This is a genomic window from Curvibacter soli, assembly GCF_029211125.1.
GTDB lineage: Bacteria > Pseudomonadota > Gammaproteobacteria > Burkholderiales > Burkholderiaceae_C > Curvibacter_A > Curvibacter_A soli.
On record NZ_JARGEN010000033.1, the window covers coordinates 1 to 22,845 of the forward strand.

17 protein-coding genes are annotated in these 22,845 nt (G+C 70.0%); 7 read left to right on the forward strand and 10 right to left on the reverse strand.

The window, feature by feature from the left end:
* Positions 1 to 142: 142 nt before the first annotated feature.
* Positions 143 to 2,173 (reverse strand): PhoX family protein, encoded by a 2,031-nt coding sequence (locus PY257_RS08180; protein ID WP_275740781.1) that lies wholly within the window; start codon positions 2,171 to 2,173, stop codon positions 143 to 145.
* Between the two features lie 295 nt (positions 2,174 to 2,468).
* Here PY257_RS08180 and PY257_RS08185 point away from each other — a divergent pair, with 295 nt between their 5' ends.
* The gene (locus tag PY257_RS08185) at positions 2,469 to 3,119 is read left to right on the forward strand and encodes a hypothetical protein (RefSeq protein WP_275740783.1); all 651 of its coding nucleotides are present in this window, start codon (positions 2,469 to 2,471) and stop codon (positions 3,117 to 3,119) included.
* 77 nt (positions 3,120 to 3,196) lie between these two features.
* Here the strand turns inward: PY257_RS08185 and mltA are convergent, their stop codons facing one another.
* Positions 3,197 to 4,420 (reverse strand): murein transglycosylase A, encoded by a 1,224-nt coding sequence (gene mltA, locus PY257_RS08190; protein ID WP_275740785.1) that lies wholly within the window; start codon positions 4,418 to 4,420, stop codon positions 3,197 to 3,199.
* Here mltA and PY257_RS08195 point away from each other — a divergent pair.
* Both PY257_RS08195 and PY257_RS08200 read left to right on the forward strand, forming a co-directional pair.
* Complete coding sequence (locus PY257_RS08195; protein ID WP_275740787.1) at positions 4,353 to 4,508, forward strand: hypothetical protein; 156 nt, start codon at positions 4,353 to 4,355, stop codon at positions 4,506 to 4,508. The genes mltA and PY257_RS08195 overlap by 68 nt on opposite strands.
* 122 nt (positions 4,509 to 4,630) lie before the next feature.
* Positions 4,631 to 5,335: a YiaD family glycine zipper/OmpA-like lipoprotein gene (locus PY257_RS08200; protein ID WP_472924720.1), complete on the forward strand. Its 705-nt coding sequence runs from the start codon at positions 4,631 to 4,633 to the stop codon at positions 5,333 to 5,335.
* A gap of 9 nt (positions 5,336 to 5,344) precedes the next feature.
* On the opposite strand, the gene PY257_RS08205 is transcribed toward PY257_RS08200, so the two are convergent.
* The 4 genes from PY257_RS08205 to PY257_RS08220 form a co-directional block, all read right to left on the reverse strand.
* Positions 5,345 to 5,983, reverse strand: a complete 639-nt coding sequence (locus PY257_RS08205; protein WP_275740789.1) for a response regulator transcription factor — start codon at positions 5,981 to 5,983, stop codon at positions 5,345 to 5,347.
* Entirely contained in the window at positions 5,967 to 8,120 is a 2,154-nt protein-coding gene (locus PY257_RS08210) for a two-component system sensor histidine kinase NtrB (protein WP_419095676.1), read from the reverse strand. Before PY257_RS08210 ends, PY257_RS08205 begins: the two co-directional genes overlap by 17 nt.
* Before the next feature lie 147 nt (positions 8,121 to 8,267).
* On the reverse strand, positions 8,268 to 9,089 hold the full coding sequence (locus PY257_RS08215) for a carbon-nitrogen hydrolase family protein (RefSeq protein WP_275740791.1): 822 nt from the start codon (positions 9,087 to 9,089) through the stop codon (positions 8,268 to 8,270).
* A complete protein-coding gene (locus PY257_RS08220) occupies positions 9,086 to 13,174 on the reverse strand; it encodes a YhdP family protein (RefSeq protein ID WP_275740793.1) in 4,089 nt (1,362 codons plus the stop codon). The genes PY257_RS08215 and PY257_RS08220 overlap by 4 nt, the downstream gene beginning before the upstream one ends.
* A 26-nt stretch (positions 13,175 to 13,200) precedes the next feature.
* On the opposite strand from PY257_RS08220, the gene glnE reads away from it, so the two are divergent.
* On the forward strand, positions 13,201 to 15,978 hold the full coding sequence (gene glnE, locus PY257_RS08225) for a bifunctional [glutamate--ammonia ligase]-adenylyl-L-tyrosine phosphorylase/[glutamate--ammonia-ligase] adenylyltransferase (RefSeq protein WP_275740795.1): 2,778 nt from the start codon (positions 13,201 to 13,203) through the stop codon (positions 15,976 to 15,978).
* 102 nt (positions 15,979 to 16,080) lie between these two features.
* On the opposite strand, the gene PY257_RS08230 is transcribed toward glnE, so the two are convergent.
* The 3 genes from PY257_RS08230 to PY257_RS08240 form a co-directional block, all read right to left on the reverse strand.
* On the reverse strand, positions 16,081 to 16,401 hold the full coding sequence (locus PY257_RS08230) for a chaperone modulator CbpM (protein WP_275740798.1): 321 nt from the start codon (positions 16,399 to 16,401) through the stop codon (positions 16,081 to 16,083).
* Between the two features lie 2 nt (positions 16,402 to 16,403).
* Positions 16,404 to 17,363 (reverse strand): DnaJ C-terminal domain-containing protein, encoded by a 960-nt coding sequence (locus PY257_RS08235; RefSeq protein WP_275740800.1) that lies wholly within the window; start codon positions 17,361 to 17,363, stop codon positions 16,404 to 16,406.
* Positions 17,364 to 18,157: 794 nt separating this feature from the next.
* Positions 18,158 to 18,772, reverse strand: coding sequence for a glutathione S-transferase N-terminal domain-containing protein (locus tag PY257_RS08240; protein WP_275740803.1), 615 nt, complete (start codon positions 18,770 to 18,772; stop codon positions 18,158 to 18,160).
* A gap of 96 nt (positions 18,773 to 18,868) precedes the next feature.
* On the opposite strand from PY257_RS08240, the gene purB reads away from it, so the two are divergent.
* Positions 18,869 to 20,248 (forward strand): adenylosuccinate lyase, encoded by a 1,380-nt coding sequence (gene purB, locus PY257_RS08245; RefSeq protein WP_275740805.1) that lies wholly within the window; start codon positions 18,869 to 18,871, stop codon positions 20,246 to 20,248.
* 128 nt (positions 20,249 to 20,376) lie between these two features.
* On the forward strand, positions 20,377 to 20,937 hold the full coding sequence (locus tag PY257_RS08250; protein WP_275740806.1) for a YaeQ family protein: 561 nt from the start codon (positions 20,377 to 20,379) through the stop codon (positions 20,935 to 20,937).
* Positions 20,938 to 21,115: 178 nt separating this feature from the next.
* Here the strand turns inward: PY257_RS08250 and PY257_RS08255 are convergent, their stop codons facing one another.
* The gene (locus tag PY257_RS08255) at positions 21,116 to 21,562 is read right to left on the reverse strand and encodes a DUF3717 domain-containing protein (RefSeq protein WP_275740808.1); all 447 of its coding nucleotides are present in this window, start codon (positions 21,560 to 21,562) and stop codon (positions 21,116 to 21,118) included.
* Between the two features lie 499 nt (positions 21,563 to 22,061).
* On the opposite strand from PY257_RS08255, the gene PY257_RS08260 reads away from it, so the two are divergent.
* Entirely contained in the window at positions 22,062 to 22,811 is a 750-nt protein-coding gene (locus PY257_RS08260; protein WP_275740811.1) for a TerC family protein, read from the forward strand.
* Positions 22,812 to 22,845: the final 34 nt, after the last annotated feature.

Sequence of the window (22,845 nt, forward strand, 5' to 3'; positions counted from 1 at the left end):
TTCGTTCGCTGTGATCAACTTACGGCGGGACTTGCACCCGCAGGAGTGCGCCCGTGCCGGGCGCACGATGGAAAAAACCCGGCCAACTGGCCGGGTTTTTCCGTAAGCCGGGCGCTCGCGCGCCGCGATGCAGTGGGTTTGACTACGACAGCTTCGGCTGCTTGGGCGAGGCCGTCAGGTAGCCCACGGCGGAGCTGAACTTGCCGTTGTACTTGGCGTTGATGACGGCGTCGATCTGGTCCTTGAGCGTGGCGCTCAACCCGCCCGTCGTGATCGACGACTTGGAATTATCGGCCTTGTTCTGGAACCGATACAACTCGTCGCCGGGGTGCTGGAAGTTGCTCATGATGTAGGTCCAGTCGTTGACCTCGTCGACCGCGTGCAGACCAGTGGCCTCGGCTCCGGCCGGGCACGACAGGACGCGCGCCAGCTTCTTCGTATCCACGTTGTAGGCCCACAAGAAGTTGTTCAGGTGGTTGCCGCTGTCCTCGCCGATGAAGAGGGTGCGCATCTTCTCCGAGAACTTGAGGTTGTCGGGGCTGGCGATCTTCTCGGGGTTGGCGGTATTGCCCAGCGCGTCGGCGGTACCGGAGGCGAAATCCTCGCCCGCGATCAGCAGAGACGATTCCGTCGGCACCCATTCGCTGTTGATCGCGGCGCCCGTGTCGTCTTTCTGGCCACCGCCGAGCTTGTGCGCGACGACGCCACCGGCCACCAGCTTCTTGAACTTCACGTTGTTGGCTGCCACGTAGCCCGAACCGCCCTCGACCATCGAGTCCTGGATGTTGGCGTATGCCGAGTAGGCAATCTTGTCCTTGATGTTGAGCGTGGTGCCTTCGTTCTTGGTGAAGGACAGGCTGGCGCCCTTGGCGGCCGCGTAGCGGTGCGTTTCCAGGAAGGCGGCGGCCTTCTCGTTCTTGATTTTCACCCAGGCCTTCGTCTTGTTGATGGTGATGGCCTTGAAGCTGGCATCCAGCGGGTCGGTCTTGGTCGATGCCAAAATGCCGTTTTCCTTGATGTCGCCATTCGCGGTGATGGCCGTGAAGGCGGCGTCATTGATGAATGCCTTGATCTCGTCGCTGGACGCGTGGCCCAGATTGATCCACTGGATCTTGCCGGGGGCGTCCTGGGTGAACTGCGAGGTGTACTTGGCCGCATACAGCGTGCCGGCCGACAGGTCCTTCTCCTTGTCGGCCACGAACAGGAACAGGCCGCTGTTGGTGTAGTCGTCGCCGCCCAGCACGGTGCGGTTGTCGGGCATCACCTGCACCAGTTCGCGCGAGTAGCGGCCGGTGCCGTAGTGCTTCCTGATCGTGCCGGTGCCGTCGGCGTTGACGGTGACTTCGGGCAGATGACCGTAGTCGTAGGGGTTGGCCGTGGTCTCGCTGCCGAAGGTGGTCTTGCTGAACGCCTTCAGGGTTGCCAGCGACTGGCCGCCCAGGCCCTGGTCGAAGGCATCGGGCCAGTATTCCTCGCTGGAGAGGTGCGTACCCCAGGGGGACAGGCTGGAGCCGCAGGTGATCCACAGGCCCTTCACGCTCGAGGTGTCCACGTTGTGGTACTTGACCAGCGTGAGCTTGCCGGTGGCCGGGTCCTGGTCGAGCGTGAGCACGGCGATCGGCGAGGGCAGTGTGCCGTAGGTGCTGGCGCCGGCCTGGTCGATTGAGTTGTACTCGAACTGGACCACCGCGAACACCGTGTTGCCCTTGACGCCATCGACCTTGGCGCCGGACACGGTCAGCAGCGAGGTGCCGTCAGGCGCGTCAGAGAAGAACTGGCGCTCCTTGCCGGCCACGCTCTTGTCGATGATGGGCTGGTTGTGGATGTCGAAGTAGCCGCCGGCGATGATCTTGCCGCCCTTGCCGTCGGGAACTGCATCTCCCGTCAGGAAGAAGGGCTGGTAGGCCAGATCGTATGTCTGGCTGCTGCCGTCGGTGAAGTTCACCTTGAGCTTGGAGCCGACCGTGGTGGTCGCCAGCGCTTCGGGGTTGCTGGTGCCGGGCGCGGACATGCCGATGAACTCGGCCGAGGCGAAGACCAGGTCGTCGTCGTCGTCGCCACCGCAGGCGGTCAACGAGGCAGCAGCGGCCAGACTGCCGCCCAGCGGCAGCATGGGGGCGCCGGCCAGGAGTTGCAGGGCGCGGCGGCGAGTGGGGAGAGCGATGTCAGACATTTTTCTGTGTTCCAGGTTCATCGGCAGCCGGGGGCGACGGTACGCATGCGACTGCGGTGCGAGGGCGCTCCGTCTCGCGCCTCTTGCTGGTTCACCGTGGTCACCGTGGAATGAATGGACTGCCGCGGCGGATGCTAGGCAACGGACGTGACAGTTTCTTGAAACCCCGCCCCCCGCGGCTGTAGGCCGCGTCTCACGCAGATTAGGGTTTCGCCGCAACCCGCGCGCAAAAAGACCGGCCTACACTGGCCCGGCAAGGATTTCACACCCCCGTGAAGCTGGAAAGGACACTGCCATGACGCCACTGATCGAAGGCCTGGGCCTCCTGCTGCGCGACAACGCCCGCCGCCGCGAACCGCTGGAACAGCAGGCGCGCTACTGGATGGCGCTGCGCGAGCAGGACATCGAGGAAGAGCTGAACCTGCTGGCCGAGGCCAAGAAGCGCTGGTTCTACGCCTCGGTGTTCCTGTGGCAGGTGATCGCCATCGTGGCCTGCGGCATCGTGGCCGACGCACTGTGGTCGCGCTCGTTCCATCTCACCTTCCTGGGCGTGGTGCAGATTCTGGCCACCTGGGGCAGCACGCTATTCCTCACATGGCTGGTCGCCAGCCTGTTCGACAAGCATGCGGGCTTCGAGCGCTGGTTCGCGGCCTTCCAGAGCCGCGCCCCACTGTCCGCCGAGAGCGACAGCGCCGAGGCCGTGGCCGACGCGCTGCAACTGGCGCGCATCTACCCCGAAGTGCTGCGCTACGAACAGGGCGTGCTGAGCCACCGCGCGCTGCGCCATGAGGACGTGCACATCATGCGCGCCATGGGCGCCGCGCTGCGCCACCGCGACCTGACCCGCGAACTCACGGCCATGGCGCAGCCGGGCGGCTTCCAGCCCCCGGCAACCGCCGCCACCGCCGGGCAGCCGCGCATCCAGCCGGGCATGCAGCCGGCCTGAACGGCGCACGCGCCGCTCCGCCCATCGCTCTCTTGCCACCCGCCACCCCGCCCTGCGCGGGCGTGGCCGTTTCTGCGTCAGGGCGTGCGCGGCCAGAGCGCCCACAGCCGCAGGTTCTGCTTGAGCCGGCCCGCCAGTTCGCCCGCGTCCGCTCCCCAGCCCGCGAAGTAGTCGGCCCGCACCGCGCCGACGATGGCCGAGCCCGTGTCCTGCGCCAGCACCAGCCGCTGCAGCGCCGCCTGCGGCCCCGCGGAGGCCAGCCACACCGGCGTGCCGTAGGGGATGCTCTGGCGGTCCACGGCGATCGAACGGCCTGGCGTCAGCTCCACGCCCTGGGCGCCGCGCGGGCCGGATTCGCCATCCAGCGCGCTGAGCGGCTCTTCCTGGAAGAACACGTAGCGCGGGTTGCTCCACAGCAGTTCGTTGGCGCGCTGCGGGTTGGCCGCCAGCCAGGCGCGGATGCCAGGCCAGGTGGCGTCGCGCGTGAGGTTCTGCTCCAGCAGCCAGCGGCCCACGCTCTGGTAGGGCTGATCGTTGGTAGCCGCGAAGGCCACGCGCACCAGCGTCTGGCTGCCGTCGGGCTCGGCGATGCGCAGCCGCCCCGAACCCTGGATGTGCAGCACCATGGCCTCCACCGGGTCGGCGATCCAGGCGATCTCGCGCCCGCGCAGCGCGGCCTGCGCCTCGGGCAGCGTGTCGATCTGCTGGCGCGTGTACCAGGGACGGCGGCTCCCCAGCGTGGCGGGCGGGCGATGCAGCGGCACCGCGAAGCCGTTGCCGGGCAGGCGCGCGGCAGGGATCACGGGCTCGTAGTAGGCGGTCAGCATCCCCTCGGCATTGCCGTCGGCGGCCTCGATGCGATAGGGCTGCAGGCGCTCGACCATCCAGGCGCGCTGCTCGGCGGCGTCGGCGATGGACAGGCGCCGCACCTCGGGACACAGCGCCGCGAAGGCGGGCGCGGGGCGCGCGCAGCTCTTGACCCAGGCGTCCCAGGCTTCGAACAGGTTGTCGTCGGCGAAACCCGGCAGCTCGGACCACGCCACCGGCACCCAGCGGCTCCTGCCGCCCTGGGGCAGGCTGGCGGCGCCCGCCAGCGGCGGCGGTACGGCGGCAGGTGCAGGCGCGGCGACAGGCGCCCGTGGCGCCTCGGGCTGCTGCACGGGAGGGCTGGAGCAGGCGGCCAGCATTCCTACAATCAGCGCCGTCACGGCAAGGCGCAGGAGACTATTTCGCATGGGGCTGATTTTGCTTGAAGCGCTGCTCGCGCTCACGGTGCTGGTGCTGATCGTGTGGTGGACCATGTTCGCGGGCCGCAAGGGCGGCGAACCACCGGACAGCGGCGGCGATGGCGATGGCGATGGGGATGGCGCGCCGACTGACCATCGTTAACATTCCGTCGCAGGTGCGACACCCTCCGCTTCGCATAATGGGCTTGTAACAGCCCGCGTGCCTGCCGCTTCCGGTCGGCGCGGCCTTGCACATACAACTTGTCTGAAGAAATGGAGTCCGCCATGCACACGCACACGCACACGCACACGCACACGCACACGCACACGCACACGCACACGCACAACCACAGGATCGCCATCGGCGCCCTGGCCGCCGCCATGCTGCTGGCCGGCTGCGCCGACATGACCCCCACGCAGCGCCGTACCGCCACGGGCGCGGGCGTGGGCGCCGCCGCCGGGGCAGTGCTGGGCGCGGCCACCGGCGGCCATGCCGGCACGGGCGCGGTGATCGGCGCGGGTGTCGGCGCCCTGGGCACCTACATCTGGTCGCAGCGCATGGAGCAGCAGCGCCAGGAGATGGCCCAGGCCACGCAGGGCACGGGCGTGGCGGTCACGCAGACGACGGACAACCAGCTCAAGCTCGACATTCCGAGCGACATCTCGTTCGACGTGGGCCGCGCCAACATCGAGCCCAACTTCATGCCCATCCTCGACCGCTTCGCCGCCGGCCTGCGCAACAACCCGAATGCCGAGGTGCGCATCGTGGGCCATACCGACAGCACCGGCAGCGACGCCATCAACAACCCGCTGTCGATCAACCGGGCGGCCAGCACGCGCGACTACCTGGCCGCGCGCGGCGTGCCGATCAACCGCATCCAGATCGACGGGCGCGGCTCGTCCCAGCCGGTCGCGAGCAACGACACCGCCGATGGCCGCGCGCGCAACCGGCGCGTGGAAATTTTCGTGGGCGAGCGCGCCCAGGGCTGATCGCCCCGGCTACGCGGCGGTGCCGCCGTCGCGCAGCAGGTTCGCCAGCTCGACGGCGGACTTGACGCTCATCTTGTCGAACACGCGCGCGCGGTGCACCTCCACCGTGCGCACGCTGATGTTGAGCTGGTCGGCAATCAGCTTGTTGGGCAGGCCCTCGACCACCAGGCGCATCACGTCGCGCTCGCGCTCGGTCAGCTCGCCCATGCGCGCCTGCAGGTTGCCGCGCTGGCGCTGCGCGGCCAGATGGCGCGCCGACTGCGCCAGCGCCTGCTCGGCGCGGTCCACCAGGGCATTGTCGGAAAACGGCTTCTCGCAGAAGTCGAACGCGCCGCGCTTGACCGTGTCCACCGCCGTCGGCACGTCGGCATGGCCGGTGAGGAATATCACCGGCATGGCTTGGTGCAGCCCGCGCGCCACCAGCACCTCGAACAAGGCCAGCCCGCTCATGCCGGGCATGCGCACGTCCAGCAGCAGGCAGCAGGGCTGGGGTGGCAGGCCGCGCGCGTCGAGCCGGGCCAGGAACGCCTCCGCGCTGCCGCAGGACTCGCTGAGCAGATGGCGCGAACGCAGTAGCCAGGCCAGGGCCTCGCGCACGCCAGCGTCGTCATCTACTATAAAAACAATAGCGTCATGCGTAGGTTCCATCTGCGCTGCCAGGCTTTTTTGTTGGTAAGGTGAAAGTAAAGACGGTACCGCGCGGCAGGTTGGCTGTGAAGCCCAGGTAGCCGCCATGCTGCTCCACCACGGTACGGCACAGGCTCAGGCCCAGGCCCATGCCTTCGGCCTTGGTGGTGAAGAACGGCGTGAACAGCCGTGCCGCCACGCTGTCGGAGATGCCCGGCCCCACGTCGGCCACGGAGAATTCGAGCCAGCCGCTGGTGGCGTTGGATACGGCGCGCCGCACCTGGATCACCAGCGGACGCTCCACGATGGCCGGGTCGTCCATGGACTGCATGGCATTGCGCGCAAGATTGAGCAAAACCTGTTCCACCATGGTGGCGTCGCACAGCACGGGCGGCAGTTGCGCATCCACGCGGGTGTGCACGCGCACGCCGAGCTTGCGCGCCTGCAGGATGACCAGCGGCATGATGGCGTCGAGCAGCGCCTGCGCGTGCACGTATTCGCGCGCCTGGTCGCGTCGGCGCACGAAGTCATGCACGCTGCGGATCACGCGGCCCGCGCGGTCGGCCTGCTCGGCGATGCGGCGCATGGCGATCTCCAGGTCGGCCACGACCCCGGGCCCCTGCTGGAGCAGGTTGGCCGAGCCCGTGGCGTAGCTGGCGATGGCGGCCAGCGGCTGGTTCAGCTCGTGGCTCATCAGCGAGGCCATTTCGCCCACGGTAGCCAGGCGCGCGGTGGCCTGCAGCCGCTCCTGGCTGGCGCGTGAGAGCTCCTCCACGCGACGCTGCTCGCTCAGGTCGAGGAAGGCGCCCATCCAGCCGGTGTGCAGGCCGTCCGCGTTGATGAGCGGCGCCTCCATGATGAGCACGGGAAAGCGGGTACCGTCGCGGTGCATGAAGACCGACTCGAAGCCCTCGCGCGACGGCGGCGCGCCGGCGAAGCGAGTGGCCTGGCGGCGCTGGTATTCATCGGCATGCTCGGGCGGCCAGTAGGGCAGCGGCGTGCTCAGGCCCAGCAGCTCCTCGGCCTTGAAGCCCACCATGTCGCAGAACGCCGGGTTGACGTAGGTGAGGCGGCCCTGCAGGTCGCGCGCGCGCAGGCCGGTGATCAGCGAGTCCTCCATCGCCTTGCGGAATGCCAGGGCGTCGGCCAGGTCGTGCTCGGCCTGCAGGCGCCGGCGCGTGTCCTTGGCCAGCAGCACCAGCACCGACACCAGCGCGATCGACATCGCCGTGACCAGCGCCGTGAGCACGTTGGGGAACACGCTGGGCGCGCTGTGCCAGTTGTCCATGCGCAGCATCAGCGTGGCGCCGGGCAGGTCCATGAGCTGCTGCGCGGTGAAGCGGCGCGTGCCGCGCCGCGCCGCGCCGTGCAGGGCCGCGCCGTGCAGGGCCAGGCGCGTGCCGTCGGGCTCGGTGAACGAAATCTCCTGGCTGCGCGTGAGTTGCGCGCCCACCAAGTCCACCAGCATCTCCTGCAGCGAGTACATGGCCAGCACGAAGCCGTGCATGCGCCCCGCCTCCGCGAGCGGCACGCAGACCTCCATGACCTTGATGTCCGGGCCGTCGGGCCGCGGCATGAAATAGGTGGACGCGTACGCGGGTCCGTTCAAGCGTCGCGCCGTGCCGCAGGCCAGCGCCACCTCGCTCGGCACCCCGCCGCCCGGCAGCGCGCCGAAGAGCGGCGCGCGGAATGGCGTGTCGGCGGCCGCCACGACGGCCATCGCGTCGTTGCGCCATTCGATGCGCATGATCTCGCGGTGCTCGCGCAGCAGCGTGGTGGCGCGGCCCTCCCACTCCTCGGCGCCGGGTGACCCGGCCTGCAGGGCACGCAGGCTCTCCACGTTGCGCGCCAGCGCGGCACGGATGTCCGTGGCCGCGTCGGCAGTGTCGCGCTCCAGCTTGCCCTGCACCTGACTGGCCTCGTAGCGGCCCGCCAGCCACACCAGGGTGACGAGCACCGCGCCCACCAGCACCATCAGCAGCCCCCAGAGCGCCCAGCGCCGCCACAGCGCGGCGAGCCAGCGCACGGTGACGCGGGCGTAGGGGCGCAGCGGCAGGTCCTTCAGCGCGCGGCGCCGGCGCACGGCGGCGGCCGGCGCGGCGGCGGCGCCCTGCGCGCTGGCGGCGGGACCCGGCGGGGTGTCGTGGGCGGCGTCCATGGCGGCGGGGTGGAAAGGAAGGTGCCGCAGATTATCGACACGACTCACGCAAAGCGGGTCCAGGCCAGACGCCCGCCCTTTGGACGCAGCGGCTGATGCATCCTGGTTTGCGTGGGCCCTGGTCGAAAATCGCCTGCGGCGCACCCCCTACAGCAGCGCCGCATGGCCCAGCGCCGGCAATTGCGCGCGCACCTCCGCCAGCCGCGCCGCGTCCGCCTCGCCCAGCACCAGGCCGGCGCCCGTGGCGCGCAGCGCCTGCACCTCGCCCCATGGGTCCACCAGCATGCTGTGGCCCCAGGTGCGGCGGCCGTTCTCATGCACGCCGCCCTGCGCGGGCGCCAGCACGTAGGCCAGGTTCTCGATGGCGCGGGCGCGCAGCAGCACGTCCCAGTGGGCCTGGCCGGTACCGTATGTGAAGGCACTCGGCACCAGCAGCAGATCCGCCCCGGCGCGGGCGTGGGCGCGGTACAGCTCGGGAAAGCGCAGGTCGTAGCAGACCGACAGGCCCACGCACCAGGGGCGGCCGTCGCGCGCGGTCATGCAAAACTGCACGGGCGTAGCGGTGCCGGCCTCGATGGCGCGCGACTCGTCGTAGTGCTCGCGCCCGTTGTGGTAGCAAAACAGGTGAATCTTGTCGTAGCGCGCCACGCATTCGCCCGCGGGCGAATACACCAGCGCGCTGTTGCGCACGTGCGCGTCGTCCGACGCGGTGAGCGGCAGCGTGCCGCCGGCCACCCACAGCCCCAGTTCGCGCGCGGCGCGGGCCAGGAACGCCTGGATCGGCCCGTCGCCGAAAGGCTCGCGCAGCGCGAGCTTGTCGGTGTCCTGGCGGCCCAGCACGCAGAAGTATTCGGGCAGCACGGCCAGCTCGGCGCCCGCGCGCGCGGCCTCTTCGAGCAGCGTGCGGGCGGTGCGCAGGTTGGCGGCGGGGTCGATGCCCGAGACCATCTGCAGGGCGGCGATTTTCATGGCTTTTCTCCGGAGTGGGTGCCGGCGGCGGGCGCGGCATCGCCCTGCGCGCCGGTGCGGCTGGCGCCGGTGAGCTTGGTGACGCGCGGGTCGGCCCAGGTGCCGTCCACGCGGAACTCCTGCGTGGTCGCCTGCATGAGCGGGCCGCGCAGGAACATCTGCGCCAGGAAGGTGCCCAGGCCGATGGCCGGGTTGATGACGCCGGCCACCAGCGAGGCGGTGCCGGCGTTGATCTCGGGCACCACCACCACATGCAGGTCCTGCGTCTCGCGCGCGATGTCGGCGCTGCCCTCCATGAGCACGGCGGCGTTCACGCCCTTCATCTGCAGGTTGTTGGTGCTGGCCACGCCGTGGTCGATGCGCGCGTCGCCACGCACGAAGTCGAAGGCGAAGCCCTCGCTGAACAGGTCGCGGAAGTCCAGCGCCAGCCGGCGCGGCAGCGACTGCAGGCTCAGCACCCCCAGCAGCTTGGTCAGGCCCGGGTCGGCCTTGATGAACTGACCGGCCTCGACGTTGATGTTGATCTGCCCGGTCAGCGAGGGGTAGTCCAGCGCCAGCGGCGAGCCCAGCCAGGCCACCTGCCCCTCCATGTGCCCGCGGCCCTGGCGCACGGCGTCGGGCATTTCCAGGCGCTTGAGCAGGCCGCCGGCGTCGCGGATGTCGAGGCGGAAGTTCAGCGCCGTACGCCGCGCCGCGCCGGGGCCCGCGCCCTGCGCGCCGACGAAGGCCCAGTTGCCCGTCGCGGCGAGCTGCGCCTCGGGCGTGGTCATGGCCAGCCGCGTGAGGCGCCATTCGCGCTGGTTGGCGTCGCCGCCGCGGTTCACGGCATCCACCTCCAGGCGGCCCAGCCTGCGCCCGCCCAGCTCGAAGTCGTTCACCACGATGTCGAGCGCGGGCAGGACGCTGGACGGCTCGTCGAGCAGCGACTCCACCTCGCCCGTCGCGCCCTGCGGCACCGACAGCCGCGCCAGCCGCGCGTAGACGCGCCCCGCCGCTGCCTGCGCGCCGCCTTCGCCCTGGCGGTATTCGACGTAGCCGTCGAGCTCGCGCGCATCGAGGTTGGCGCGCCAGACCGCGCCTTCGCGCGAGCCGCCGACCACCACGCCGTGCAGCGTGCGCCCGCCCAGCACCAGCGTCTGCGCGCGCACGGCCAGGCTGGTGGGCAGGTAACCCTGCGCCGACGGGTCATCCGCGCCCGCACCGCCGCCCGCCCCCAGCAGTGCATTCCATTCATCGATGTCCGCATGTTCCAGGCGCACGTTGGCGACCACGCCGGTTTCGGGCAGCGGCGCGGATTCGTCGGCGCCCAGACCCACGCCGATGCTGCCGCGCAGCACGCGCGGTGTGCCGCCGCCGTCGAGCGCGCGCTGGTACTGCACGTTCAGGGCGCGGCCCAGTTCGAGCTGCCACTGGTCGCGCAGCGGCGCGCCGGGGGCGAGCGATTCGCGCAGCAGCGTGTTGTCCAAACGCAGCGGCAGGGCTGCCTCCGCCGCCTTGCCGAACGGCTCTGGCAGCGCGAGCGCCAGGCCCTGCAGGCTGCTGGCCACCTGCACCTCGGGCACGCCGCGCCGCAGGCCGACGCTGGCGCTGTAGGCCGCGGCGCCGCTGGCGCGCTGCGCCAGGCGGGCCAGCAGCCCCAGCTCGGACGCCTGGCGCAGGCCCTCCGCCGTGGCCGTGCCCTGCGCGCGCAGCGCCAGCGTGGCCGGGCCGCCGCCGGGCGGGGCGCGCAAGCCGCCTTCGAGCCGCACATCGCCGCCCAGCGCGCGGGCCTGCACGCCGTTGAGCGCGAAGCCGGTTTCGGTGAAATCGATGCTCCCGCGCAGGCGCGTGAGCGGCGGCGTACCGGGCCGGATGCGCAGCTCGTTGGCGCCCGAGAACACCACGCTGCCCTGTACGCGCGACTGCGCGATGTGCGCGATCGGCAGCGCGAGCTGCAGGCGGTAGCCGGCCATGCCGCTGCCCGTCGCCTCGGCCAGCGCGCCTTCGGTCATCCCGCCCACGGGCGAGCCGTTCACATAGGCCAGTGCGTCCTGCAGCGGCCCGTGCAGCTCGCCGCGCAGCGCCACCTCGGCGTGCTCCAGATCGGGAATCTGCGCATCGGCGCGCACCAGCCGCAGGCCCGCATGGCCCTCCACCTGGGCGCTGGCGCCCACGATCCGCAGGGAGGCGCGGTCGAACACCAGCTCGCCGGCCAGTTGCGTGAGGGCCGGCCAGGGCTTGTCGCCCGCCTGCTGGAGGGCGGGCGGCACGACGGCGTAGGTGGCGTCGCGCACCGCGGCCGCGATGTGGAATTCGCCGTTCTGGTGCGGTCGCGCGAAGGGCAGCTCGTACAGATCGCCCTTGACGCGGAACCGCGCGTCCGCGAACGTGCCCGCGCGCACCGCCTCGCGCACGTAATGGCGTGTATTGGCGTCGATGCCCAGGGGCAGGTAGCGGTATATGCGCGCACCGTCGGCATGCGCGAGGCTGCCTTCGAGGTCGAGCACGCCCGGAAAAATCGACCTGGAGGGCGAACGCCGCGGATCGGCGGTGTGCCAGCCGATGCGCGCCTCGCCGCGCAGATCGGCGTTGGCAAACCTCAGCGCGGGCACCTGCACGGTCCACTGCGCGTCCTTGCGCGTCCAGTTGACTTCGGCGGAGAGGTGGTCAAGGGGCAGCACGGGCTCTTCGAGCACGCCGGGGAGTTCGAGCGCGCCGTCCGCCAGCGCCAGCGTGGCGCGCCCGCCGGCCTGCGTCATGTCGAAGGCGACGCTGGCGCCGCGCACACCGGGCAGGCCCGGCTCCTGCGGCTTGTCCGCCGGCTGGGCCGCCACCGCGAAGCCCGCGATGCGCCCCTGGACGCGGTAGCTGGCGGGCGCCGACCACGGCCCCTGCCAGGTGGCCTGCACCGACTCCACCAGCCCCTGCGGCGCGAAGGCGCGCAGCAGGACATGGGCCTTGTCGTCGAGCGGCAGGCTTTCGGCGATGCGCGCCAGCGCGCCCATGTCGAGCCGGTCGCCGCGCAGCTCCCCCTGCGCGGGCATGCGCCCGCCCGGCTCGGCATAGCGCCAGAACAGGTTGCCGCCGGGCCAGCGCACGCCGCCATCGGTCTCGAACTGCAGGCCCTGGGTGGAGAACTCCACGCCGCCCACAAGGCGGCGACCGCCCACGCGGCCCTCGACGCTGCGCAGCGCCAGCGGCTGCAGGCCGCGCGCGAGCGTCACGTCCACGTCGGCCAGCGCCACGTCGGCCACGCCGCCCGCGATGGTGCCATGCTCCACGTCGGCCCAGAAGCGCAGCGCGCCGCGGCCCTGCACCACGTCCACCGCGTCGAGGTCCGCATGGCGGCGCAGGCGCGACACATCCACGCGCGCGAAATGGCCGTAGAACTGCCCGCTCCAGTCGCCCCAGCGGCCGCTGTGCACGCTCAGCAGCGGCTCGCGGAACTGGCCCATGAGCGTGAAGCGGTCGCCCCACTCGGGCGGCGGCGTGGCGTCGAGCCGCATGGCGTGGCGCCACTGGCCGTTGCGCAGCACCAGGTCCACGTCGCCGAGCACGAGCGGCGGCGCGCCGCGCTGCTCGTCGGTCCAGCGCAGCGTGCCCTGGCGCACGACCAGCTCGGCCTGCCCGAACACCCAGTCGGCGGTGCGGCCATCGTCGCCACCGCCGCGCGCGAGGTCGAGCCCGGCCACGGTGATGCGCCCGTCGGCCGCGCGGCGCACGTCGAGTTCCGGCTTTTCGATGTAGAGCTGCGCGAAGCCGCGGTGCCACAGCGTGCGCGGCGAGAGCGCCGCCACCACGCGCGGCAGGCGCAGCGCCACGCGGCCCTGGGCGTCGAGCAGGCCCACGTCGCGCAGCTCGATGGTGGGCACCAGCCCCTCGCTGCGCGCGCTGATGGCGCCGATGCGCACGGGAACCCCGATGGCAGTGCTGGCTTCCCGTTCGATCCACGGACGGAATTCGCCGATTCGCGGCACAATCCAGCCATGCAGCGCCCCCCAGCCGGCGATCAGCACCAGCCACGCGGCCAACAAGCACCACAACAGTCCCCGCGCCACGGATGCCGACACTTTGAGCAGGCGTGTGGGTGTCGTCGGTTCAACCATGGGTGGGCTTGGATGTGTCAGGAATTATGACCCGCGCTGCTGGCGCGGGTTCTGCGCCGAACGGTGAAGCGGTAACAACGCCGGGGACGCCAGCCTCCCCCGCCGCCGCCCTTTCGCCCCCTCTTTCCCAATACGCGCGCTGCCTGCAGCGGCTGCAGCGCCGCTACGCCGGCGAGCTGCCGCTGCTGCCCGCCGGCGCCCCGGGGCGCGGCACGCTGGAGCAGGCATTCGCTGCGCTGCGCGCGCGCGGCCACGACACCGCTGCGGCGCTGCGCATCCTGCGCCAGCTCGTGCTGGCGCGGCTGATCGTGCTGGACTGCGACGCCCAGGCGCCGCTCGCCGACGTGGTGCGCGCCATGACCGAGCTGGCCGAGTTCGCGCTCGACACCGCCTGCGCCCAGGCCTGCCATGAACTCGACGCACAGCACGGCGCCCCGCAGGGGCCGCAGGGCCAGCGCGCACAACTGTGGGTGGTGGGCATGGGCAAGCTCGGCGCGCGCGAGCTCAACGTGTCGAGCGACATCGACCTGGTCTACGTCTACGACCACGATGGCGAAACCGCCGGCACCGCCAGCGGGCACGGGCGCATCAGCAACCATGAATACTTCGGCCGCGCGGTCAGGATCATCTATGCCCTGGTGGGCGACACCACCGAGCATGGCTTCGTCTTTCGCGTCGACCTGGCCCTGCGGCCCAACGGCAACTCGGGCCCGCCCGCCGTATCGCTGGACGCGCTGGAGGAATACTTTCAGGTCCAGGGCCGCGAATGGGAGCGCTTCGCCTGGCTCAAGAGCCGCGTGATCGCGCCGCGCGCCAGCATCGCCGACGCGGGCGTGCTGGCCCTGCGCGCCGTCGTGCTGCCCTTCGTGTTCCGCCGCTACCTCGACTACAGCGTGTTCGAGTCCCTGCGCACGCTGCACCAGCAGATCCGCGAGCACGCCACGCGCCGCAGCGCCGGGCGGCCCGAGCGCGCCAACGACGTGAAGCTCTCGCGCGGCGGCATCCGCGAGATCGAGTTCACCGTGCAGTTGCTGCAGGTGGTGCGCGGCGGCCAGTTCCCCGAACTGCGCTGCCGCGGCACGCTGCAGGCCCTGCCGCGGCTGGCCCATGCGGGCCTCATGACCGCCGACACCGCCGAGCGCCTGGCGCGCGCCTATGAATTCCTGCGCCGCGTGGAGCACCGCGTGCAGTACCTCGACGACCAGCAGACCCACATGCTGCCCGCCGCCGACACCGACCTGGCCTGGGTGGCCCACACCATGGGCCATGGCCAAACCAGCGACTTCCTCGACGACTTCTGCAGCCACCGCGAATGCGTGGCGCAAGAGTTCGACGCCCTGCTCGGCGGCCACAACGGCTGCGGCAAGGGCCGCTGCGGCATGGCCGCCAGCGCGCCGCCGCCCGACCTGGATGCGCTCATCGCCGACCAGCCGCCCGCCTTCCGCGCGCGGCTCGAAGCCTGGCGCGGCCACCCGCGCGTGAACGCGCTGCGCGAGGAAGTGCGCGCGCGCCTGCTGCGCCTGGTGGTGCGCACGGCGGAATGGCTGCGCGCGGGCCGCGTGAGCGAAGAGGCCGCCGTGCGCATGGCCGACTGGCTGGAGCCGCTGCTGCGCCGCCAAAGCTACCTGGCCCTGCTGCTGGAGCGCCCCGCGGTGCACGAGCGCCTGCTGCACATGCTGGGCGCCGCGCGCTGGCCCGCGCGCTACCTGCTGCTGCACCCCGGCGTGATCGACGAGCTGGCCAGCGACGCGCTGCTGTCGGGCCGCTTCGACGCCGCGGAGTTCACGCGCGAGATCGAGCAGCGCCGCGCCGCGCTCGCCCGCACCGGCGAAGACGGCGACGAGAACCTGCTCAACCTGCTGCGCCGCACCCACCACGCCGAGCTCTTTCGCATCCTGGCGCGCGACGTGGAGCACCGCCTGAGCGTCGAGCAGGTGGCCGACGACCTGAGCGCGCTGGCCGACAGCGTGCTCGCCGTCACCGCGCGCTGGTGCTGGGAGCGCCTGCCCGCGCGCCACCGCGCCGAACCGCAGTTCGCGGTGATCGGCTACGGCAAGCTCGGCGGCAAGGAGCTGGGCTACGGCAGCGACCTCGACATCGTCTTCGTCTACGAGGACGACGACGAGCGCGCCCCCGAGGTCTACGCCGCCTTCGTGCGCCGCCTCATCAACTGGCTCACCACCAAGACCGGCGAGGGCGACCTGTTCGAGATCGACACCGCGCTGCGGCCCAATGGCAACTCGGGCCTGCTGGTCAGCAGCTTCGCGGCCTATGCCAACTACCAGCAGCAGCGCGGCAGCAACACCGCCTGGACCTGGGAACACCAGGCCATGACCCGTGCGCGATTCGTATTGGGCGAGCCTGCGCTCAAGACACGCTTCGACGCCGTGCGCGAGGCCGTCATCGCCGCCCCGCGCGATGCGCAGGCGCTGAAGGCCGAGATCGTCGCCATGCGCGAGAAGGTGCGCGCCGCCCACCCCGTCAAGCCCGGCTGGTTCGACGTGAAGCACAGCCCCGGCGGCATGGTCGATGCCGAATTCGCCGTGCAGTACCTCGTGCTCTCGCAATCCGCCGCGCACCCCGCGCTGCGCGACAACGTGGGCAACATCGCGCTGCTGCAGCGCGCCGACGCCCAGGGCCTGCTGCCCCTGGGCGTCGGCGAGGCCGCCGCCGCAGCCTACCGCGCGCTGCGCCAGGCCCAGCACCGCGCACGGCTCAACGAGGAGCCCACGCGCGTGCAGCCGCCCGCGCTCGTTTGCGAGCGCGACGCCGTGCTTGCGCTCTGGGCCACCGTGTTCGGCTGAACGATGGGTTGTCAATATACTCCCCACCATGCAGCCCACCACCGCCCATAGAAAGCCAGCCTTTGATTGATACTCCCCAGGAGTATCTGAAAAACAGCGTTCTCAGCCCAGCCCCAAACCGTGCGCATGCAGCCGCGCGCGCAGGCGCCGCACCTCGCGGCCCAGGTCCAGGATCAGCGCGGCGGCTTCCAGCTCCACGCCAAAGTCGCGCTGCAGGCGCCGCGCCTCCAGGGCGCTGCGCAGGTCCACGCTGTGGAAGCGCCAGGCGGCGGGCGCGTCGCCCTCGGCCTGCAGGATGCCGGCCTCCACGGCCTGCGCGACCCAGTCGATTTCGGTGTTGCAGGCGCGGGCCAGGGCCTGCGCGTCCAGCGGCTGGCCGGCGCCGACGATGGTGGCCGCAGTGATGGTGATGCGCGTCGTCATGGTCAGACTCCCAGGTGGCTGCGCGGGTTGAACGGCAGGGCGCGCGCGAAGTCGGCATAGGCTTTGCGCGCGGCCTCGGTGTCGGCGGGCGGCAGCACCACGTCGACCAGCAGGTACAGGTGGCCCGGCGGGCTGCCGGGAAAGCCGCGCTCCTTGAGCCGCAGCTTGAGCCCGTTGCGCGCCTGCGCCGGCACGGCGACATCCACCACGCCGCCCGCGGGCGTGGGCACCCGCACCTGCGCGCCCAGCGCCGCCTCGGCGGGGGTGACGGGCAGGGTCATGTAGATGTCGCGCCCCTCGGCGCGGTAGAGCGGGTGCGGCTGGATGCGCACCTCCAGGAACAGGTCGCCGCTTTCGCCGCCGCCGTGGCCCGGCTGGCCCTGGCCCGCCAGACGGATGTACTGGCCCGGGTGCACGCCCGCAGGAATGGTGACCTCCAGCGTGCGCGTGGTCCATGCGGGATGGCCCTGCGCGTCGGGCTGCAGGGCGCGCAGCGTGATCTCGCGCACGCCGCCCTGCAGCGCCATGCCGAGCGGGATCTCGATGGCGGCGTGCTGGTCGTCGCCGCGCGCGCGGTACTGCCGCCGCGCGGCGCCGCGCCGCTGGGCCGCGCCGAACAGCGAGGAGAAGAAATCGCTGAAGCCGGCTTCGTCGCCGGGGCTGCCCGCATGGTGGAACTCGAAGCCCTCGTCCCAGCCCGGCGGCGGCTGGAAGCCGCCTTGCGGCCCGGCGCCGCCGCCGCGCGCCACGCGCTCGGCCAGCCCGTCGTAGGCGGCGCGCTTTTCCTTGTCGTGCAGCACTTCGTACGCCTCGTTCACATCGCGCATGCGAACCTCGGCATCGGCTTCCTTGCTCACGTCGGGGTGGTACTTGCGCGCTAGGCGGCGGTATGCCTTGCGTATCTCATCTTCCGACGCGGTGCGCTCCACGCCCAGGGTGCTGTAGTAGTCCTTGAATTCCATCGGTGCTTCCTCGTCGCCGGAGCGGCGGCTGGCTTGTAGGCGGCTGGCTCGTATCTTTGAGAAATGTAAGGCCCCGCGGCCATTCTTCCAGTCTTTGGCGCGGCGTCCATGATTTTTGGCAACTGCCCGCCCGGCGGCACGGTGGCTCAAATTTGGATCGGCGCCGACAGTTGCGCATCGCCGGCGCGCTCGCGCCCGACGGCGTGCGGGTGCAGGCGCCCCTGGAGCGGCTGCTGCAGGCCACCTGAAAACCCACATACGCTTACGGCATCTTTACAAACCGGAAACGAACTGGAAGGAACTTGGGGCACACTCGGTTTCTCCTACACCACGTACTCGGCGCAACCCGCCGGGTACATGGCAAACGAGTGTTTCTGCTGCGAAGCCATCCGGTGTTCTCACCAGATGAAATCCCGGGACGGTTCTCCTCCCTCCCTCCCTCTCAATTCGTCTTGGGGCGCTTCGCAGCACCTTTATTCCCCCTCCGGCTTTCCGACAGCACATAAAACCGCGCCTTTTGACGCATCGCTTTTATCCTAGAAACGGCAGTTGGATGCGCCTGCCGGTGCCGTGATCGGGGTGCCAGGCAAGGCGCGACGACGCGGCGGGCTACTGCCCGCAAGGAGGAGCAACGCCGCATGGCGCGCCGAGCGCGGTGCTGGCAGGTGCATAGCGCTCTCACCCACGAGGTGAACGTCATCGAAGCCGTCAACGCTCGATTTCATGCGGCCTGGCAAGGGATGCGAAGCGGTCAACTGCCGTTTCTAGGTTTATTGGTGCCGCCAAGCATCGAACTAGCGAGGCTGCGTATCGATGAAGCTCTGGCGCTGCAGCAGCTTGTCGTACAGCCGGGCCAGGTTGCCATGCTCGGCACGCCATGCGATCTGGGGAAACCGGAATTCCAGCCAGCCCAGGGCGCTGCCTGCGGCGATGTCGGCCAGCGTGAAGTGCACGCCGCTGCAGTGGGTCTTCTCGCCCAGGCCCTGGCTCATGGCCTTGAGCCCGGCCTGGATCTTGCCCAACTGGCGGTCTATCCAGGCCTGGCTGCGCTCGGCGCTGGTGCGTCCGGCCCAGGTGGCCTCCAGGCGCGCGGCGACGCCGGCATCGAGCACGCCGTCGGCCAGGGCCTCCCAGGTCTTGACCTCGACGCGCTCGCGGCCCAGCGCGGGAATGAGCTTGCCCACGGGCGACAGCGTGTCGAGGTATTCGACGATCACGCGCGAGTCGAACACCGCCTCGCCGCCCTCCATCACCAGGCAGGGCACCTTGCCGAGCGGGTTGGACGCGCCGATGGTGGTGCCGGGCGACCAGACGTTTTCTTCCACGAACTCGAAATCGAGTTTCTTTTCAGCCATGACGATGCGCACTTTGCGGACGTAGGGGCTGGTGCTGGAACCGATTAGTTTCATGGGTCTGTTCTTCCTGGTATTCGGATGTCTCTCGGGCAAGGGCAGCAGATTCTATGCGGGCAGGCCGGCACGGGTGCGCGGCCTACAATCCGGGCCATGAGCCTGTCTTCGATCACCGCCATTTCGCCGCTGGACGGCCGCTACGCCGCCAAACTCGCACCACTGCGCCCGCTGATGAGCGAGCAAGGCTACATGCACCGCCGGGTGCAGGTGGAGGTGGCATGGTTCATCATGCTGTCCGACGCGGGGTTCGCCGAGTTCAAGCCGCTCACGCCGGGCGCGCGCACCTACCTGCTGGGGCTGGTGAAGAATTTTTCCGAAGCCGACGCGGCGGCCATCAAGCAGATCGAGAAGACCACCAACCACGACGTGAAGGCGGTCGAGTACTGGATCAAATCGAAGTTCGAGGCCCGTCCGGAGCTGGAGCATGCGGCGGAGTTCGTGCACTTCGCCTGCACCAGCGAGGACATCAACAACACCAGCCACGCGCTGCAACTGAAGGGCGCGCGCGACCAGGTGCTGCTGCCCGCGCTGGACGCCGTAGTCACCAAGCTGCGCGAGCTGGCCCATGCCTATGCCGAGGTGCCGCTGCTCTCGCGCACCCACGGCCAGGCCGCCAGCCCCACCACCGTGGGCAAGGAGATCGGCAACGTGGTGGTGCGCCTGGCCGTCGCGCGCGAGAAGATCGCCGCCGTCAAGCTGCTCGGGAAGATGAACGGCGCCGTGGGCAACTACAACGCCCACCTGGCGGCCTGGCCCGACTTCGACTGGGAGGCGTTCAGCAAGAAAGTGGTGGAAACCCCCGAGCCGCTCGGCCTGGGCCTGGCTTTCCAGCCCTACAGCGTCCAGATCGAGCAGCACGACTACATGGCCGAGCTGTTCGACGCCGTGGCGCGCACCAACACCATCCTGATCGACTGGGCGCGCGACGTGTGGGGCTACGTGAGCCTGGGCTACTTCACGCAGCGGCTGAAGGACGGCGAGATCGGCTCGTCCACCATGCCGCACAAAGTCAACCCGATCGACTTCGAGAACGCCGAGGGCAACCTGGGCCTGGCCAACGCCATCCTGCGGCACCTGAGCGAGAAGCTGCCGATCAGCCGCTGGCAGCGCGACCTGACCGACAGCACGGTGCTGCGCAACATGGGCGTGGCGCTGGGCCACGCGGTGCTGGCCTACCACGCGCTGCTGGCCGGGCTGAACAAGCTCGAACTCAACGCCGAGGCGCTGGCCACCGACCTCGACGGCTCGTGGGAAGTGCTGGCCGAGCCGATCCAGACGGTGATGCGCCGCTTCGGCGTGCAGGGCGCGTATGAACAGCTCAAGGAAGTGACGCGCGGCAAGACGGTGACGGCGCAGGCGCTGCACGGCCTGATCCGCTCGCTGCCGATTCCCGATGCCGAGAAAGACCGCCTGCTGGCGCTGACGCCCGCCAGCTACGTGGGCAAGGCGGCGGAGCTGGCGCGTCGGGTGTGATGAATTTTCAAGCCAAATCGGCTTCCGGCGCTTTATTTACCTGCGGCGGCAGCTATTAAAACAATAGCGTCAGACTGCTCCGACTTCTACGGATGGAAGCTCCCTTCCTCTGTTTGCATGACCCCGCCATGGCCCTCAAATCCACCATCTTCAAGGCGAACCTGCAAATCGCCGACATCGACCACGGCTACTACGCCGACCATGCGCTCACGCTGGCCCGCCACCCGAGCGAGACCGATGAACGCATGATGGTACGGCTGGCCGCGCTGGCGCTGCAGGCGCACCGGATCAACGACGACTGCGGCGGCGACGGCACGCTGGGCTTCGGCGCCGGACTGTCCGACCCGGACGAACCCGACGTATGGCTGCGCGACTTCACGGGCCGCGCGCGGCTGTGGATCGAGGTCGGCCAGCCGGAGGACAAGCCCATCGTGCGCGCCTGCGGCAAGGCCGACCAGGTGATGGTGTACGCCTTCCACCATGCCGCCGAGGTGTGGTGGAAGGGCATCGCCAACAAGCTGACCCGGCCGCAGAACCTGCAGGTATGGCGCGTGCCCACCGAGGCCGCGCAGGCGCTGGCAGCACTGGCGCAGCGCAGCATGCAACTGCAGGCCACACTGCAAGAAGGCGTGCTCACGCTCGGCGACGCGGCGCGCAGCGTGGATATCGAGTGCCTGCGCTGGAAGTAGCGCAGTGCCGCGGGTTCTAGTGCAGTGTTCAACGCCAAGCAGCACATAAAACCGCGCCTTTTGCCGCATGGCGGCGTTGCAAATCCTCGCGATAGCGACGGCTATCGCTGTGGTTTGCGCCTTGCCCTGCGCCAAAACGCATTGCTTTTATTGGTGCCGCCAAGCATCGAACACTGCACTAGCCCGAAGAAGGCGGCTCTTCCCTGGACGCAGGCTGTTCGCCGGGCACGGCGCGCTCGGCATAGCGGTTGAAGCGCCACGCCTCGCCATGCAGCGTGATGCGACGCCAGGTGGCGCGCTTCTCCGCGGGGCTCATCGCAGGCCAGTGCTGCACTTCATCGAAACTGCGGCCGCAGCCCTTGCATTGCGCGTCGCCCTGGCTGGTGGAGCAAATGGCGATGCACGGTGTATCCGGCTGGGTGTCGTACCACGCCTTCCAGGCCGCGTAGGCCTGGGCGGGAAAGCCGTGCTCGTCGGCCTCGTCCTCATGCCAGAACACCATCAGTGCGTACACCTCGGCCAGCGCGCGGATTTCGGGCGCGAGGGTGACGCCGTCGGGCGAGGGCTTGCGGGCGCGCCAGTGGTTGATGGCGGCTTCGATGTCGGTGATGTGGATGGCGGCCATGGCAGGAGGGGCCTGGATGATAGCCCCATGCCCTTGCCCCCATGCGCGTGCCGCCATCGCTTCAAGGCGGGCATCGGTTCGGAGTTCAAGGGCAGCCCGATGCCGGCGCGTTCTGGGCCCGACCGGCCTGGCCCCCGCGCAGTGATTTCCCGCGCATGAGCCGCCGGCATGCCCCGCATGCCCTAGAATCAGCCCCACGAAGGGGAGTAGCTCCCGCTTTCCGCCGCCCACAGGAGGTACCGCCCACACGGGGTACGGGCAGCGGGAAGTATCAGCAAGTCGTCAATACGAAGTACACCTTCCGGCTTGTTGGGCATCCCAAGTACCAAGCATCACACGCATGCCGAGCAAGACCTTCGATTGGAACCTTACGCAGGTTTGGTCGAAGTCGCTCGCGTCCCGGCAGTCCGCCCCACGGCGGCGCCGGGCCCGCTTGCTGCCTCCCCCATGCCTTGCGGCAGGTTGTTGATCGATATGAACCGCAACCCGGAGCTCGTGCATGGAAATGTTTTCCACTCCCTGGTGGTCAGCGCTGCTGGCCATCGTCCTCATTGACCTCGTACTCGCGGGCGACAACGCCATCGTGATCGCCCTGGCGGCGCGCGCGCTGCCTGCGCACCTGCAGAAGAAAGCCATCATCTGGGGCACGGTCGGCGCCGTCATCGTGCGCTCGCTCATGACGATCGGCGTGGTGTGGCTGCTCCGGATTCCCGGCCTGATGCTCGTGGGTGGCACGGGGCTGCTGTGGATCGCCTACAAGCTCATCGCCAGCCACGACGACGGCAGCGGCGAGCACCACGAGCGCGCCACCACCTTCTGGGGCGCGATGAAGACCATCGTCGTGGCCGACGCCCTCATGGGCATCGACAACGTGCTGGGCGTGGCAGGCGCGGCGCATGGCGCGTTCGACCTGGTGGTGTTCGGCCTGCTGATCAGCATCCCCATCGTGGTGTTCGGCAGCACGCTGGTGCTGAAGCTGGTGGACCGCTTCCCGGCCATCATGTACATCGGCGCCGCAGTGCTGGCCTACACGGCGGGCAAGATGATCGTCGACGAGCCGCTTCTGGCCGGCCTGTTCGGCACCAAGGAGGCGCCGCAGACGCTGCTGCGCTGGGCCGTGGAGATTGCCGCCATCGTGCTGGTGCTGGGCTGCGCATGGCTGGCGGTGCGCCGCGCGCGCAACGCGGCGCGGCGGCAGGACGCCAAGGCAGCCCGCGCCGCCGACCAGAAACCCGGCCACGCCACCTAGTGCCACCCACCGCATCCCCCACCCACCCCGAAGG

Excerpts from the sequence above, each read along its gene's own strand:
- PY257_RS08260 (WP_275740811.1), top strand. The coding sequence starts at position 22,062 with ATGGAAATGTTTTCCACTCCCTGGTGGTCAGCGCTGCTGGCCATCGTC.
- PY257_RS08195 (WP_275740787.1), top strand. The coding sequence starts at position 4,353 with ATGGGGCTGATTTTGCTTGAAGCGCTGCTCGCGCTCACGGTGCTGGTG.
- purB (WP_275740805.1), top strand. The coding sequence starts at position 18,869 with ATGAGCCTGTCTTCGATCACCGCCATTTCGCCGCTGGACGGCCGCTAC.
- PY257_RS08205 (WP_275740789.1), bottom strand. The coding sequence starts at position 5,983 with ATGGAACCTACGCATGACGCTATTGTTTTTATAGTAGATGACGACGCT.
- PY257_RS08210 (WP_419095676.1), bottom strand. The coding sequence starts at position 8,120 with ATGGACGCCGCCCACGACACCCCGCCGGGTCCCGCCGCCAGCGCGCAG.
- mltA (WP_275740785.1), bottom strand. The coding sequence starts at position 4,420 with ATGGTCCACCACACGATCAGCACCAGCACCGTGAGCGCGAGCAGCGCT.
- PY257_RS08235 (WP_275740800.1), bottom strand. The coding sequence starts at position 17,363 with ATGGAATTCAAGGACTACTACAGCACCCTGGGCGTGGAGCGCACCGCG.
- PY257_RS08180 (WP_275740781.1), bottom strand. The coding sequence starts at position 2,173 with ATGTCTGACATCGCTCTCCCCACTCGCCGCCGCGCCCTGCAACTCCTG.
- PY257_RS08200 (WP_472924720.1), top strand. The coding sequence starts at position 4,631 with ATGCACACGCACACGCACACGCACACGCACACGCACACGCACACGCAC.
- glnE (WP_275740795.1), top strand. The coding sequence starts at position 13,201 with ATGACCCGCGCTGCTGGCGCGGGTTCTGCGCCGAACGGTGAAGCGGTA.
- PY257_RS08215 (WP_275740791.1), bottom strand. The coding sequence starts at position 9,089 with ATGAAAATCGCCGCCCTGCAGATGGTCTCGGGCATCGACCCCGCCGCC.
- PY257_RS08230 (WP_275740798.1), bottom strand. The coding sequence starts at position 16,401 with ATGACGACGCGCATCACCATCACTGCGGCCACCATCGTCGGCGCCGGC.
- PY257_RS08255 (WP_275740808.1), bottom strand. The coding sequence starts at position 21,562 with ATGGCCGCCATCCACATCACCGACATCGAAGCCGCCATCAACCACTGG.
- PY257_RS08240 (WP_275740803.1), bottom strand. The coding sequence starts at position 18,772 with ATGAAACTAATCGGTTCCAGCACCAGCCCCTACGTCCGCAAAGTGCGC.
- PY257_RS08250 (WP_275740806.1), top strand. The coding sequence starts at position 20,377 with ATGGCCCTCAAATCCACCATCTTCAAGGCGAACCTGCAAATCGCCGAC.
- PY257_RS08185 (WP_275740783.1), top strand. The coding sequence starts at position 2,469 with ATGACGCCACTGATCGAAGGCCTGGGCCTCCTGCTGCGCGACAACGCC.
- PY257_RS08220 (WP_275740793.1), bottom strand. The coding sequence starts at position 13,174 with ATGGTTGAACCGACGACACCCACACGCCTGCTCAAAGTGTCGGCATCC.